This window comes from Paenibacillus rubinfantis (assembly GCF_001486505.1).
Lineage (GTDB): Bacteria > Bacillota > Bacilli > Paenibacillales > Paenibacillaceae > Fontibacillus > Fontibacillus rubinfantis.
Genome location: NZ_LN909064.1, coordinates 470,416 through 483,742 on the forward strand (window position 1 = coordinate 470,416; position 13,327 = coordinate 483,742).

Sequence of the window (13,327 nt, forward strand, 5' to 3'; positions counted from 1 at the left end):
GCCCCCAGTGGGCCGCTACAACCGCGCGCTGGAAGCAACACGTGTTAGGAAGTTAAACGAGTAAGATTTCGCTCGTCTTCTATATACCCCCATGGGGTATTAAATATTGTGGGTTTTGAGATGGAGGAATCGTCATGGAAAAAGCATTGCCAATCAGCGGCGCGGATCACGATCAAACGACGCTGCAAATTACCGGAATGACCTGCGCCGCCTGTGCGGCCCGGATCGAGAAGGGGTTAAACCGGCTGCCTGGCGTCGAGCAGGCCAACGTCAATCTTGCGCTGGAAACCGCGCAAGTCCGCTTTGAGCCGGGGGCCGTCTCGCTGGAGCAGATCATCGACAAGGTGAGCCAGTTGGGCTACGGCGCGGTGTTGAAGCCGTCCGAGCAGGAGTCCGAGGATATCCGCACGCGGGAAATCCGGAAGCAAAGAAATAAACTGATTGTGTCAGCGGTCCTTGCGTTCCCGCTGCTGTGGGCGATGGCTGGGCATTTTTCCTTCACCTCTTGGATCTGGACGCCGGAGCTGTTCATGAACCCGTGGTTCCAACTCGTGCTGGCGACGCCGGTGCAGTTCGTTATCGGGCGCGGATTCTACGTCGGGGCTTACAAGGCGCTACGCAGCCGCAGCGCTAATATGGACGTATTGGTCGCGCTTGGGACGTCAGCGGCGTATTTTTACAGCCTGTATCTGAGCTTGGAGTCGTTGTCGATGCCTCACGGTCATACCCCCCAGCTGTATTATGAAACAAGCTCGATCCTGATTACGCTAATCCTGCTCGGCAAATGGTTTGAGGCGTTAGCCAAAGGCCGCTCCTCGCAAGCGATCAAAACGCTGATGGGGCTGCAGGCCAAAACGGCGCTTGTCCTTAAAGACGGCGTTGAGACCGAGATGCTGATTGAAGCGGTTGTTCCGGGTGACGTGTTGATCGTTAAACCTGGGGAAAAGATTCCGGTCGACGGGTTGGTGATCGGCGGCGCTTCCTCGGTGGATGAATCGATGTTGACCGGGGAGAGCATCCCGGTGGAGAAGAAGGAAGGCGACGCAGTGATCGGCGCGACCGTCAACAAACATGGCGTGCTGCGTGTGCAGGCCGCTAAAGTCGGCAGCGAGACCGCGCTTGCGCAGATCATCCGCGTTGTTGAGGAGGCACAAGGCTCGAAAGCACCGATTCAGCGGGTGGCGGATGTGATCTCCGGGATTTTTGTCCCGATTGTAGTTGGGATTGCTGTGGTTACGTTTTTGGTGTGGTTCTTCTTGGTGGCGCCGGGCAGCTTCGCCGAGGCGCTGGAAAAGGCGATCGCCGTGCTGGTCATCGCGTGCCCTTGCGCGCTGGGGCTGGCGACGCCTACGTCGATTATGGCCGGGTCCGGACGGGCCGCGGAGTACGGCATCCTGTTTAAGGGCGGCGAGCATCTCGAGGCCGCCCAGGGGTTGCAGGCGATCGTGCTGGATAAGACCGGCACGATCACGCGGGGGCAGCCGGAGCTGCGGGAAGTCGTCCCGGCCGAGGGCTGGGACGACGCGGCATTGCTCCGGCTCGTCGGCGCCGCCGAGCGCCCGCGGAGGCCGACATGGCCGCGCTGGAAGCGGCCGGCCAAACCGTGCTGCTCGTGGCGGTAGACGGCGTCTACGCCGGCATGGTCGCCGTGAGCGACACCGTGAAGGAGACGTCCAAGGCCGCGGTGGCGCGGATGAAGGAGATGGGCCTTCACGTGGTGATGATCACCGGCGATAACGTGCGCACCGCCCAGGCGATCGCCGCCGAGGTCGGGATCGACGAGGTGCTGGCCGAGGTGCTCCCGGAAGGCAAAGCCGCCGAGGTGAAAAAGCTGCAGGCCCGCGGCCTGAAGACGGCGATGGTAGGCGACGGCATCAACGATGCGCCGGCGCTGGCCGTAGCCGACGTCGGCATCGCTATCGGCACGGGCACCGACGTGGCTATGGAGGCCGCTGACGTCACGCTGATGCGCGGCGACCTGCAAGGCGTGCCGGATGCGATCGCCATGAGCAAGCGCACGATGGGCAACATCAAGCAGAACCTGTTCTGGGCGCTTGCCTACAATACGATCGGCATCCCGGTGGCGGCCGCAGGTTTCTTAGCCCCGTGGCTCGCCGGCGCGGCGATGGCGCTTAGCTCGGTCTCGGTAGTGCTGAACGCGTTGCGTTTGCAGCGGGTGAAGCTGTAACAGATCAAAAACAACAAGCCTTCATGCGCAAGGTTCCGGGGAATCCCGGTCTTGCGTTGTGAAGGCTTGTTTTTCGTGCGCTATGTTATCGAAGCGAAAGCGAAGAAGATTCTCCGATAATGCCTTGTTCCTCCAGGGCGAGGATGAAACTCTTCATTAGCTCGACGTTGGCCGTGATGGCGGAAATGTCGGGCTTTTTGAACTTCTCCGTAATGGTTAACGTAGCGCGTCCGCTCTTGATTCGCAGCCGAATATGAACGTTGGGATGGGGGGTTAGCAGCTCCTCCACCCCCTGATGCTTTAAGGCGGATCGCAGCAGACTGGGGTGGGAAGCCTTGGCCTGGAACCGCTTGTTCATGGCGGAGTTCGGGAGTGACGTTTCCCGGAGCCTCCCGGTAAACCAGGCTAAGATCGGCCGTTTGGCCGAAAATAAATCAAACTCCAGTTTGCGGCGCGGCCGGAAGCTGTATTTAACGGTGATGACGTACGTATTCCCGGATGACTCGCTACTTGGGTCGGTGACCGTCACCTCGCAGGCTCCGAAGCTGCGGGGGAGCGGTGTCTGCACATGCTGCCCCTTGTACTTCCAGCCTCGGAACTTTCCGGCGGCATAAGCCCCCCCAGAGGATCTAGCGAACTCCTTCAACAGGGTCGTCGACTTGGGTTCCCACCACGGCTTACGATTTTCCTTCGTCTGTGTCATGCTTCTCTTCCTCCTTGCCCGGCGCTCGGGTGGAAGGCAGTCTTCCCTCGCGGCGCAATGCTTCTCGCAGCAGGTATTCGATATGACCATTCACGCTTCGGAATTCGTCCGCTGCCCAGCGTTCCAAAGCCTGATAGAGAGTCGGGTCAAGGCGAAGTGGGAAGCTTTTCTTGCTGGCCATCGTGAATGGATGCCCCTAATTAGTACAACGTGCTGGTGTTGATGACCGGCTGGGCGGAACGGTCGGACACGACGGCGACGAGCAGGTTATTGATCATGGCGGCTTTGCGTTCGTCATCCAATTCGACGACTTGGCCGGCCTGCAGCCGCTCGATGGCCATCTGTACCATGGTGACGGCACCGTCGACGATTTTCTCGCGTGCCGCAATGATCGCTTCGGCTTGTTGCCGTTGCAGCATGGCGCTGGCAATCTCGGTCGAGTAGGCCAGATGCGTCAGACGCGATTCAATGACTTTTACACCGGCGATGGCCAGGCGGTTTTGCAGCTCGCTGGTCAGTTCCAGCGCAATCTCCTCTGTATTGGCACGCAGGGAGAAACCGGAGTCGTTCAACTGATCATACGGATATTTGCTCGCTACGTGACGCAAGGCGGCTTCGCTTTGAATTTCGACGAAGGTTTCGTATTCGTCTACTTCGAACAGCGCTTTGGCGGAGTCGACCACTGAGAATACGACAACCGTAGCGATTTCGATCGGATTCCCGTTCACGTCGTTGACTTTCAACTTGGCGCTGTTGAAGTTACGGACGCGCAGGGACACTTTTTTGCGAGACGAAAACGGGATGGCTAGATAGAAGCCGCTCTTGCGGATGACACCGAGATACCGTCCAAAGAAGGTGACGACTGCCGCTTGGTTCGGCTGGACAATCGTAAGCCCGGTCAAGAGCATGAAGGCAATAACGAAGGAGAGTGAACCGCCAATTACGGGGACCACTTCGCCCAGCGTCACGAGGTATACCCCCAACGCTGTGAATCCCAACAGGAACAGCAGGGCAACAAAACCGTTCAGGTACGAAATTTCTTTTTCTTTCATCTTGTATGACACTCCTTCAATTGCATATTGAATTGATACTGTTATGATATCACTTTTGCAATAAATTGTAAATAGTCGCTCAGGAGAGGGAGGATAGAAGGGCAATGGTTTGAAAACGTGGCTGGAGTGGGAGGGAATTAGTTGGGACCTAAATGGAATGAAGAGGATGGAGAGTAACAGGGCTCGGATGAAACAGAGTGAATGGTGGAAATTACTCTGTACGCGATGAGCTTGATGCGAGTGGAGACTAGTTAGATCACGCCGTGCAGTGTGCGATCGGGGAGAAGGAGATTACTTAGGTAGCTGGATAGAGTGAAGTGGATGCAGGAGGTTCGTTAGGTAACTGGATAGAGTGAAGTGGTGGCAGGAGACTCGTTAGGTGTTTGGAGAGCTATAGGGTAGTTGCAGGAGATTCGTTAGGTGGTTAGAGAGTTAAAGGGATGGGCAGATGGAGACTTGGAGACTAATTAAGGTTTGAGTAGGGAGGGAGTGGAGCGTTTTGAGTTGCCTAAGTGGTTGTGGGGCGGCTGGAGTGCGAGGAGACTAGTTAGATCACGCCGTGCAGTGTGCGGCCGGGGAGAAGGAGATTACTTAGGTAACTGGATAGAGTGAAGTGGTGACAGGAGACTCGTTAGGTAACTGGATAGAGTGAAGTGGATGCAGGGGGTACGTTAGGTGCTTGGAGAGTATGGGGTGGTTGCAGGAGATTCGTTAGGTGGTTAGAGAGTTAAAGGGATGGGCAGATGGGGACTTGGAGACTAATTAAGGTTTGAGTAGGGAGGAAGTAGGAGCGGTTTGAGTTTGCTAGGTGGTTGTGGGGAGAGGGAGGGGTTAATGCGAGTTACTGAAGCTGAATTGTTGTATTTACTACAACATTTTTCTTGGGTTTTGAGGCAAAGTTGCGAAAATGTTGTAAAACCTGCAACATTTATTGGGCTTAAGCGTGGTTTCGGGCTAAAATGTTGTACTTTTTACAACATTTTGTCCGCGGGGGGCGAGACAGCAAAAAAATGTTGCACTTAATGCAACATTTAGGTGAGCCGTTACAACGCAGCAGCCAATCATCAGCGCAGAGCCGCCCGCACCGATGGCAAGCTCGGCCTTGATTAGCCCGGAGCCGCCCGCACCGATGGCAAGCTCGGCCTTGATTAGCGCAGAGCCGCCCGCACCGATGCCAAGGTCGGCCTTGATCAGCGCAGAGCCGCCCGCACCGATGCCAAGCTCGGCCTTGATTAGCCCCAGAGCCGCCCGCACCGTTACCACGGCAGGTCAGCGACTCATATTGGAGCTGCCGCCCCCAGCATCTCCCCCGTATTTCACCCCGCAGAATCGCCCCACCGTCTCAACTAATCCAGATCATCTCGGAGTCGGCTAGCTTCCAGGTACCTTGCTCAAGCTTCAACGTGATCCTGGCGCCGACGGCACCTGTGCCGGAGCGGTACTTGGAGCCTTCGATCCGGGCGGAGTCTTCGGTAATCTCGACTTTGTCGACGCGCAGCAGCACGCCTTTTAGAGTTGGGCTGTTCTGATCGGGATTTTCCTCCTCGATCAGCTGTTCCAGCGTGCGGTCGCGAATTTCGGTGCCGAAGCTTTGCAAATGGTTGATGATATAGGTTTTATCGTCTTCCGTAAGCTGAGTCATCTCGCTAAGGTCGACGGCGATATAGTCCATTTCGTGGTTCAGCGCTTCGTCCAGCTTCATCATGGCCTCAAAGGTCATGGCATAGAGCTGCCCGGCTGAACCGTTCATTTCCTCGTGCAGGGCCTTGGGTTTATCGCTCCCGTTTGCGGCCTTCTCCTCGTCCGGGTCCGGGACATGGCCGCTAGCGTGATCCGGTTCCGTTTGTCCGACTTCGCTGGTGGGCGGATCTTGCTCCAGAACAGGCTGGTTAACCGTCGGCGGAACCGCTGCTTTGTCTCCTTCACCGCTTGAAGAGCAGGCGGCGGCCAAAATCAACACGGACACGGCGGCCAGGCAGATCAGCAGGCAGACACGCAGCCCTTTTCGCAAACGCATGTGAAATTCCCCCTTCGTACATATAAACGATCCAGAAAGGCAAATAGTTTCCTCCTGACCCGCCTAACCCAAAGACCGGACGATCTCACCCAAACGGGCGATTCCTTGTGTCAACTCCTCTGCGGTGGCATAGGCGTAGGAGAGGCGCAAACGGCCGTCTGCCTCGCGGTCGTACAAGTGCCCCGGATTGATTAGAAGGCCGGCTTTCAATGCGGCGTCAAACACTTTGCGTGGGGAGGGGGAGCCATGAAGGTTCAGCCATATATAAAAACCTCCCCGCGGCGCTTCCCAGTCGGCGATATCGCGAAAATGCCGCGCTAAAGCGTCCAACGCCGCTTCACGCCGCAGGCGGAGCGCCGCCCGAAGCCGCTCGAGATGGCGGTCGTACCTGCCGCTCTCCAGCCATTCGGCCGCCACCTGCTGCGAAAGCGCGCTGGAGCCGTAATCGCTTTGCATTTTGATATCAGCTAACCGTTCAATGACGGGCTGCGGGCCGGCGATCCAGCCAATCCGCAGCCCGGGGCTCAGCGATTTGGACAGACTGCCAAGATACAGTACGCTGCCGCTGGCATCATAGGCTTTGAGCGGCAGCGGCGGCGGCTCATCCAGCCACAACTCGCGGTAGACGTCGTCCTCAACGAGGGGCAACCGGGCCGCCTCGCAGACCTCCAGCAGTTGATGCCGACGCGCCTCACTCATGACCGTTCCGCTCGGATTATGGAAGGTTGGGATGGTATACAGCAAAGCGCTTGAATACTGCTTGGCATATACCGATAACAGGTCGGCGCGAAGCCCCTGTTCATCCATCGGCACGCCGCGCAGCTTCATGCCGGCGCTCTGAAACACAGGGACCGAATACAGATAGGATGGCCGTTCGGTGAGCACCGTCGAACCCCGGTGGAGCAAGCCGACGGCAATCAGCTGAAGCGCCTGCAGGGCACCGGAGACGATCAGCAGCGACGACGGCGTCACGGTGATCCCCAGACGGTTTAATCGAGCGGCAATCGCCGCCCGCAGTCGCAGATCCCCGTTAGGCTCGCCATAGCCGAGGTTTGGCGCATGCTTCGCCATCCCGGCCAACAGCTCGGCCATCTCGGCCTGCGGCAGCAGATCCGGGCCCATCTCGCCGGTGCCAAGCCGCAGGATGCCCGGCTGGAACTCCGCCCGGTTGATCTCCTGGACCGCCGGCAAATTGGGGTACTGCACGCCGGCGCTGACGTATTCGTTCCAGTCGGGCGGCGGGGAGGCGGTCAGCACCCCCCAAGTCCGGTTCATGACGCGGGTGCCGCCGCCCCGGTCACCTTGAAGTAGACCAGCAGCGACCAGCTCGTCCAGCGCAGCGACCACCGTGCTGCGGTTGACGCCAAACCGTGCGGCCAACTCTCGTTGCGACGGGATCCGCGTCCCGACGGGCCACTCGCCGCTTGCGATCCGATCGCGCAGATGCTCCATGATCTGACGGTGGAGCGGGATCGGCGAATTCCGGCTGGGACGCCAAGTCGAATGGTTCATGTGGGTAACCCTCCTATTTGCAGGATTGCAGCTTTTACGTGTGAACGGCGTTATTTTCCCTATTATATCGTTTGGTTGGTTTGTAATCCATCCAAATGGCTGGAGCCAAAACCGAGGCGGCCGGTTACAATAAGGTTCTGGGTAGAGGTGGAAAGGGGAGAGAGAAATGTTAGGTGCGGCGATTCATGGTTTTTTCCTGGCGTTTGGATTGATTTTGCCGTTAGGGGTGCAGAATGTATTCGTGTTTAATCAGGGGGCTGCCGGGCGGAAGCTGCGACGGGCCTTGCCGGCCGTCCTGACCGCCGCCTTAGGCGATACGATATTAATTATGCTGGCGGTGCTGGGTGTCTCGGTGCTGATCCTGTCCTGGGCTTGGCTTAAAATCGCACTTTTTGCGGCGGGAGCGGTCTTTATGATCTACATCGGCTGGACGATTTGGAGGGATGCCTCCACGCCGGCTTCCGCCGGGGCAACCGGTTTGCCTGCTAAGAAGCAGGTGGTGTTTGCTGTGTCGGTCACGTTCTTGAATCCGCACGCGATTCTGGATACGGTCGGGGTCATCGGGACAAGCTCCATGAGCTACACCGGCGGAGCGAAGTGGGCGTTTACGCTGGCGACGATTTTGGTGTCGTGGATTTGGTTTGGCGGTTTAGCCCTTGCGGGGAAAATGATCGGAAGCCTGGACCAGGGAGGCGCGATGCTGCGCGGAATTAACCGGGTATCGGCACTCATCGTTTGGGGGATGGCGATTTATATGCTTTACACCGGGCTTATCCGCAACTAGAAGAGGGGCGCTGTGGGGGCAGCCTTGCTTCATATGGAGGAAAGTTCCATAATGGGACTATCATGATGCAAGGAATAGGAGTGTGGAGGATGAACGAGACGATATCCAAGATGATGCAACATCGTTCGATTCGAAAATACAGCGATCAGCCGGTCACCCAAGAGATGGTGGAGCAAATCGTGTCTGCCGGGCAGATGGCCTCCAGCTCGAGTAATGTGCAGGCCTATAGCGTCATCGCGGTAACGGATGCGGGGCGAAAAGCCAAGTTGGCCGAGCTTTGCGGCAACCAAGCTTATGTAGCGGAATGTCCCGTTTTCCTGGTTTGGTGCGCGGACCTGTCAAGGCTTAAACAGGCGGCGGAGCGTTATATCCCATCGCAAACCACTTATGAAGCTACGACCGAAAATTTCATCGTAGCCACGGTGGATACGGCGCTGGCGGCCCAAAATGCCGCGGTGGCTGCAGAATCGCTGGGGCTCGGGATCGTGTATATCGGCGGTATCCGCAATCAAAGCGAACAAGTCGCAACGCTGCTGGATCTTCCGCGCCTGGCGTATCCCGTCTTTGGGATGTGCCTGGGTTACCCGGATCAGGAGCCGGGATTGCGACCGCGGCTTCCGCTGCCGGCTGTACTGCACTGGAACGGCTATGACGCTGCTGGTCAGGACAAGCAGGTGGCGGACTATGATGAGGTGATGTCGACGTATCTGCGCGAACGGACCGGCGGATCGAAGGACACCCCTTGGTCCGAGCTGATGGCCGAGAAGCTGGCGCAACCTGCACGCCTGCATCTACGTCAATTTTTAGCGCAGCGCGGGTTCGAATTGAAATAAGGCAAATAAGCTGTCCCGTTCGGGTCGTAGGACCCGGGGGACAGCTTTTTTTCGCAGTGTCGCTTGGGGGAAGGTGGCATCACAATCCGTAAAAACGTCGCGTGTTCTTATACAACGCCTCAGCCGCCTCTTCCGGGGCCATGCTTTGGAGATTTGCCCAAGCCATGGCAACGTGACTGATCATGCGCGGATGGGTGATCTGTCCGGCAAACGGTCCCTCGAACGGCCAAGGCCCGTCGGTTTCGGCCATCACCCGATCGGGAGGGTAGCGCCGAGCCAATTGCTGAATCTCCGGTTCATAGACGATATCCGGCGTAAATGAAATCGCATAACCGCGCTCCGCCATACGTTGGACCGTCGATTCCGAGCCTTTAAACCAATGGAAGTGAGCCCGGGTAATGCCGTGGCGGTCCAGCAGATCGCAAGCAAGGTCGGCATCCTCATATACCGCATGCAGCACGATCGGTTTATCGACCTCCTTGGCCAGAAGCATAAACTTCTCCAGCAGGTCCACGTAAGGCTCAAGGTCAAACCGGTTTCCTTGCTCCAATGCTTCTTGCCTGGCGTAATAAGGGAGTCCCACCTCGCCTACGGCAATCATATTCCCGGTATGCCGCTTGATCCAATCCAGCAGCGCCTCCATCTCCCGATCCGTCGGAATCGGCTGCTCGGGGTGAAATCCGAATGCCGGATGCACCAGGTTCGGATGTCGTTCCGCCAAAGCGTGGTTCACCTTGCAGGAGGCCAGATGCATCGAAACGGCGATCACGGATTCGACTCCGCATCCCGGCAGTTCCTGCAGAAGGCGCTCCCGAGTGACCTCGTCGTAAAGGTCTAAATGAAGATGAGCGTCGATCAACGGGATATGGATTTCTAACGGTAAACCATGAAGAACGCAGGACATTTCACCAGGCCCTTTCCAAAAACAGGATACAAGCATGCCTTTATTATACCTACTTTTTTCGCGTAAAGTTCAGCGATTTTCGCGGGTTTTCTGCGTTTTTTTTGGAAGGCGGGGGCGCTTCGTAAATGGTTTATTATTACAGCCAAACAGACCATGTCGTACAATAACAATTATACGACAAAACACGTCAACAGGAGGTACATCACAAAATATGGTAACTAATTATTTGTCGGCTGTAGCTCAGCAGTATCCTTTTCACTTCACTGTCCAACAGGAGTATCAGGATGAGCAAATCATCCAGATGTTCCTGACGGCGTGCGCCAAAGCGCCCAATACCCGCAGAAACTACTACCGTGCGCTAGAGCACTTCAGGCAATTTCTATCCGGGGTACCGTTTCGAGATGTGACATGGCGGGAAATTGAAGCCTATAAAATCTACCTGACCAAAGGCTTCTACCGCGATGCCCAAAAGCCGCTTGCTCCAGCCAGTGTGGCTGCCTTTATCGCGCCGCTAAAGTCGTTCTATAAATGGGGGAGCGACCGCGGCATCGGCTTTTTTGATCATAACCCGGCGCAAAATATTCGTATTCCGGCAATCGCCGTGACGAGCCGCAGGCATTATCTCACCCGGAATGAAGTCGGTAAACTGCTGGAAACGCTGCGGCACCAAAGCTTGCGCAACTATCTGATCGGTCTGTCCCTGGTGCTGTTGGGACTACGGGTGTCCGAGCTATGCGGCATCAAATGGAAGGACTTTCACACCGATTTGCTAGAGACTTCCGTATGGTTAACCGTCTCTCATGCAAAACGCGGGAAAACGCGCGAGGTGAAGATTCCAAAAGAACTCTGGAGCATGTATCAGGAACATGCGCGAAAATTGTCGGGTTCTCCCGAACCGGATCCGGAGCTGGCCTTGTTTCCAATCACACCGCGGCAAATCGAACGAATCATTAAGCAAGCGGGAGTCGCCAGCGGCATCCAAAAGCAACCAACCCCGCACTGGTTAAGACATACCAACGCAACGTTGGCCTTGCTCCAGGGCGCTTCTTTGCAACAAGTGCAAGAAACGTTAGGGCATTCGCATATCAATACGACCCAGCGCTATTTACACACCGTGGAGCAGATGAAAAAAGCCGCTCCTGACTTCGTGCAGGACTGCCTGATGGAATTTATGTGAGCATCTTAAAAGTTTTAGTGCTTTTTGTCTATTTTTTTTGCTGAAAATAATGCAAAAATCGCCCTTTTGTCCTATAATGTAACAAGAGTTAATTACAAACCTTGCCATATTTTGACCATTTTTTACCTAAGTGTGTCGTATAATTGTTATTGTACGACATGGTCTGTTTTTCATCCGTTTGCTCTGAATCATCATCGGGTAAAAAGCATAAAAATTTAACTGGATTTTGACGAAAATTTCTTTTTTCTTTGGGGAAGGAAGGAAAATTCAGCTCCAGAACGGGAAAGGCAAATGAAGACACAGGTTTTAGGGGGCAGAACGGTTGACTGTTTTTAATGAGTTCATTGACGACCTGTATATGGACAATAGCCCAGATGCGGTGAAGTGGTTTAACCTGCTCGTGCGCAAACATCCAGAAACCTATCATCATAGTATTCGGGTAGCCATGTTGGCAGAGAAAATCGCAGAACCGCTGGAGATCCGCGGAGCGGACAAGGACATGCTGGTCAGAGGATGCTTTATGCATGATATCGGCAAAACGATGATCCCCCGTGAGATTATTGAACAGCGGGAGCCGCTGACGGAGGCGCAGTGGAGAATTATTAAGCTGCATCCGGTGATCGGGGCGGAGCTGGTTGAGGCGGATCCGGCGTTTGGGCCGGGCATCGCGGATATCGTCCGATGGCATCATGAGCGTTGGGATGGAGCCGGGTATCCGGACGGGATCAAAGGGGAACAAATCCCCTATAACGCGAGAATTTGCGCGGTGGTTGACGCCTTCGACTCGATGACGTCGGACAGGCATTACCGGGAGCGGAAGCTGACGATGGCCGAAGCTAAGCTGGAACTACACCGGCACCGTGAAACCCAGTTCGATCCGGAGATCGTTGATGCGTTAATGCAGCTTTCCGATGAGATGCTAAATATTTATTCGATCATGTGATTTTCGCGGATATCAGGGGGGATGGACATGGAAAAAGGGTCCTGGAGCCGTCCTGTTTCTCCGGCGGAACTGCAGGAAGCGAAACAAGCAGGGAGAACCTTGCTGTCGCTTCGTGTGACCTTAATTCCCGATTGTACAAAGAGGTTGGAGCGTTTCCGGTTAATCGACACAAAATTAAACGCCTACGAACAGGTGTTAAGCCGTATACCGGATCTGGATCAACCGGAGGGGCCGCAGGAATCGATTGAATTCGTGACCTGGCTGATCGCCTTCGCAGGGACAGCCGAATACCTGCAAAGATGGGTCGAGCTGATGCTGGATGTCGATCAAGTTGTTGTCACCGAAATCTTTACATAATAGCAAGCGCAGGAGGCATCTGGATTCAGATGCCTCCTGCTGCTGTTTTTCGCTGTTCCTCCGCCATTCTGGCGGCAATCTCTCGCTTCAACCGAATAAAGTCAGAATCCTCCGTGATTTCCTCGCGCCGCGGTCGGGGAAAGGGAACCTGAATCGTATGCAGGACGCTCGCCGGCCGGTTTGAGAACAAAACAATCGTGTCGGAGAGCATCAGCGCTTCCTCAATGCTGTGCGTAATCATCAGGACGGAGCGCTTGTTTTCTTCCCAGATGTCCAGCAGCCAACGTTGCATTTCACTGCGCGTCAGGGCGTCGAGGGCGCTGAACGGTTCGTCGAGGCACATCACTTCCTGAGGGGCGAGCAACCCCCGGAGGAAAGAAGCCCGCTGCTGCATACCGCCGGATAACATATGAGGGTATGCCCGTTCGAACCCGCCTAGTCCGGCTTTGTCGAGCCAATGCTGGATTTCCGCGCGCGAGCTCAGGATCCCAGTACCGGCGATTTCTTGCGCCAGCACAACGTTGTCCTCGATCGTCCGCCAGGGGAACAGCGCCGGCTGCTGTGGCACATAGCTGATATGGCCGCGCTGACCGGTGACCGGGCGTCCTTGAAGCAGCACCTCTCCTTGCTCCGGAGCAGTTAATCCGCCGATGACGTGGAACAACGTGCTCTTGCCGCAGCCGGACGGGCCGATAATCGAGACGAATTGCCCGGCTGGCACCCGCAGTGAGATGTCGCGCAGGACCGGAACGTCCCGACGGCGGTCGCGGAATGTTTTATGAATCTGCCGAACCTCAAGCGCTGGTACAGCCGTATCCTTTAACGTTGATTCTTCGTTCATAATCGAGCATTCCTTT

At 56.0% G+C, this 13,327-nt stretch carries 13 protein-coding genes and 1 pseudogene; 6 read left to right on the forward strand and 8 right to left on the reverse strand.

Translation table 11 applies throughout. The annotated features are described in order from the left end of the window. The first annotated feature begins 134 nt into the window (after window positions 1-134). A pseudogene (locus tag BN3277_RS10335) lies at window positions 135-2,188 on the forward strand (heavy metal translocating P-type ATPase). Window positions 2,189-2,273: 85 nt separating this feature from the next. On the opposite strand, the gene BN3277_RS10340 reads toward BN3277_RS10335, so the two are convergent. From BN3277_RS10340 to BN3277_RS10365, 6 genes are all read right to left on the reverse strand, one after another. Then, a complete protein-coding gene (locus BN3277_RS10340; RefSeq protein ID WP_059042321.1) occupies window positions 2,274-2,891 on the reverse strand; it encodes a hypothetical protein in 618 nt (205 codons plus the stop codon). Next, window positions 2,866-3,072: a type II toxin-antitoxin system antitoxin gene (locus BN3277_RS10345; protein ID WP_059042322.1), complete on the reverse strand. Its 207-nt coding sequence runs from the start codon at window positions 3,070-3,072 to the stop codon at window positions 2,866-2,868. The genes BN3277_RS10340 and BN3277_RS10345 overlap by 26 nt, the downstream gene beginning before the upstream one ends. A gap of 19 nt (window positions 3,073-3,091) precedes the next feature. After that, window positions 3,092-3,943, reverse strand: a complete 852-nt coding sequence (locus BN3277_RS10350) for an SPFH domain-containing protein (protein ID WP_059042324.1) — start codon at window positions 3,941-3,943, stop codon at window positions 3,092-3,094. Window positions 3,944-4,897: 954 nt separating this feature from the next. After that, a complete protein-coding gene (locus BN3277_RS10355) occupies window positions 4,898-5,206 on the reverse strand; it encodes a hypothetical protein (protein ID WP_059042326.1) in 309 nt (102 codons plus the stop codon). 79 nt (window positions 5,207-5,285) lie between these two features. After that, window positions 5,286-5,960 carry a hypothetical protein gene (locus BN3277_RS10360; RefSeq protein ID WP_059042328.1) on the reverse strand — a complete coding sequence of 225 codons (675 nt, stop codon included), beginning with the start codon at window positions 5,958-5,960 and terminating at the stop codon, window positions 5,286-5,288. Between the two features lie 63 nt (window positions 5,961-6,023). Next, a complete protein-coding gene (locus BN3277_RS10365) occupies window positions 6,024-7,472 on the reverse strand; it encodes an aminotransferase-like domain-containing protein (protein WP_059042330.1) in 1,449 nt (482 codons plus the stop codon). Between the two features lie 166 nt (window positions 7,473-7,638). On the opposite strand from BN3277_RS10365, the gene BN3277_RS10370 reads away from it, so the two are divergent. Together BN3277_RS10370 and nfsA are read left to right on the forward strand one after the other, a co-directional pair. Beyond that, on the forward strand, window positions 7,639-8,256 hold the full coding sequence (locus BN3277_RS10370) for a LysE/ArgO family amino acid transporter (RefSeq protein WP_059042332.1): 618 nt from the start codon (window positions 7,639-7,641) through the stop codon (window positions 8,254-8,256). Window positions 8,257-8,345: 89 nt separating this feature from the next. Next, entirely contained in the window at window positions 8,346-9,089 is a 744-nt protein-coding gene (nfsA, locus tag BN3277_RS10375; protein WP_059042333.1) for an oxygen-insensitive NADPH nitroreductase, read from the forward strand. A gap of 79 nt (window positions 9,090-9,168) precedes the next feature. On the opposite strand, the gene BN3277_RS10380 is transcribed toward nfsA, so the two are convergent. Continuing rightward, entirely contained in the window at window positions 9,169-9,993 is an 825-nt protein-coding gene (locus BN3277_RS10380) for a TatD family hydrolase (protein ID WP_059042336.1), read from the reverse strand. Between the two features lie 211 nt (window positions 9,994-10,204). Between BN3277_RS10380 and BN3277_RS10385 the strand changes: the two genes are divergently transcribed. The 3 genes from BN3277_RS10385 (at window position 10,205) to BN3277_RS10395 (ending at window position 12,470) form a co-directional block, all read left to right on the forward strand. Then, a complete protein-coding gene (locus BN3277_RS10385; protein ID WP_059042338.1) occupies window positions 10,205-11,170 on the forward strand; it encodes a tyrosine-type recombinase/integrase in 966 nt (321 codons plus the stop codon). A 322-nt stretch (window positions 11,171-11,492) separates the two neighbouring features. Then, window positions 11,493-12,113: an HD-GYP domain-containing protein gene (locus BN3277_RS10390; protein WP_082691416.1), complete on the forward strand. Its 621-nt coding sequence runs from the start codon at window positions 11,493-11,495 to the stop codon at window positions 12,111-12,113. A 27-nt stretch (window positions 12,114-12,140) separates the two neighbouring features. Then, window positions 12,141-12,470 carry a hypothetical protein gene (locus BN3277_RS10395; protein WP_059042340.1) on the forward strand — a complete coding sequence of 110 codons (330 nt, stop codon included), beginning with the start codon at window positions 12,141-12,143 and terminating at the stop codon, window positions 12,468-12,470. A gap of 25 nt (window positions 12,471-12,495) precedes the next feature. On the opposite strand, the gene BN3277_RS10400 is transcribed toward BN3277_RS10395, so the two are convergent. Further along, window positions 12,496-13,311: an ABC transporter ATP-binding protein gene (locus BN3277_RS10400; protein ID WP_059042342.1), complete on the reverse strand. Its 816-nt coding sequence runs from the start codon at window positions 13,309-13,311 to the stop codon at window positions 12,496-12,498. Between the last annotated feature and the right edge of the window lie 16 nt (window positions 13,312-13,327).

Bases quoted from the DNA above. Each gene is read 5' to 3' on its own strand.
- BN3277_RS10340 (WP_059042321.1), bottom strand. From the start codon at position 2,891: ATGACACAGACGAAGGAAAATCGTAAGCCGTGGTGGGAACCCAAGTCG.
- BN3277_RS10345 (WP_059042322.1), bottom strand. From the start codon at position 3,072: ATGGCCAGCAAGAAAAGCTTCCCACTTCGCCTTGACCCGACTCTCTAT.
- BN3277_RS10350 (WP_059042324.1), bottom strand. From the start codon at position 3,943: ATGAAAGAAAAAGAAATTTCGTACCTGAACGGTTTTGTTGCCCTGCTG.
- BN3277_RS10360 (WP_059042328.1), bottom strand. From the start codon at position 5,960: ATGCGTTTGCGAAAAGGGCTGCGTGTCTGCCTGCTGATCTGCCTGGCC.
- BN3277_RS10365 (WP_059042330.1), bottom strand. From the start codon at position 7,472: ATGAACCATTCGACTTGGCGTCCCAGCCGGAATTCGCCGATCCCGCTC.
- BN3277_RS10370 (WP_059042332.1), top strand. From the start codon at position 7,639: ATGTTAGGTGCGGCGATTCATGGTTTTTTCCTGGCGTTTGGATTGATT.
- nfsA (WP_059042333.1), top strand. From the start codon at position 8,346: ATGAACGAGACGATATCCAAGATGATGCAACATCGTTCGATTCGAAAA.
- BN3277_RS10380 (WP_059042336.1), bottom strand. From the start codon at position 9,993: ATGTCCTGCGTTCTTCATGGTTTACCGTTAGAAATCCATATCCCGTTG.
- BN3277_RS10385 (WP_059042338.1), top strand. From the start codon at position 10,205: ATGGTAACTAATTATTTGTCGGCTGTAGCTCAGCAGTATCCTTTTCAC.
- BN3277_RS10395 (WP_059042340.1), top strand. From the start codon at position 12,141: ATGGAAAAAGGGTCCTGGAGCCGTCCTGTTTCTCCGGCGGAACTGCAG.
- BN3277_RS10400 (WP_059042342.1), bottom strand. From the start codon at position 13,311: ATGAACGAAGAATCAACGTTAAAGGATACGGCTGTACCAGCGCTTGAG.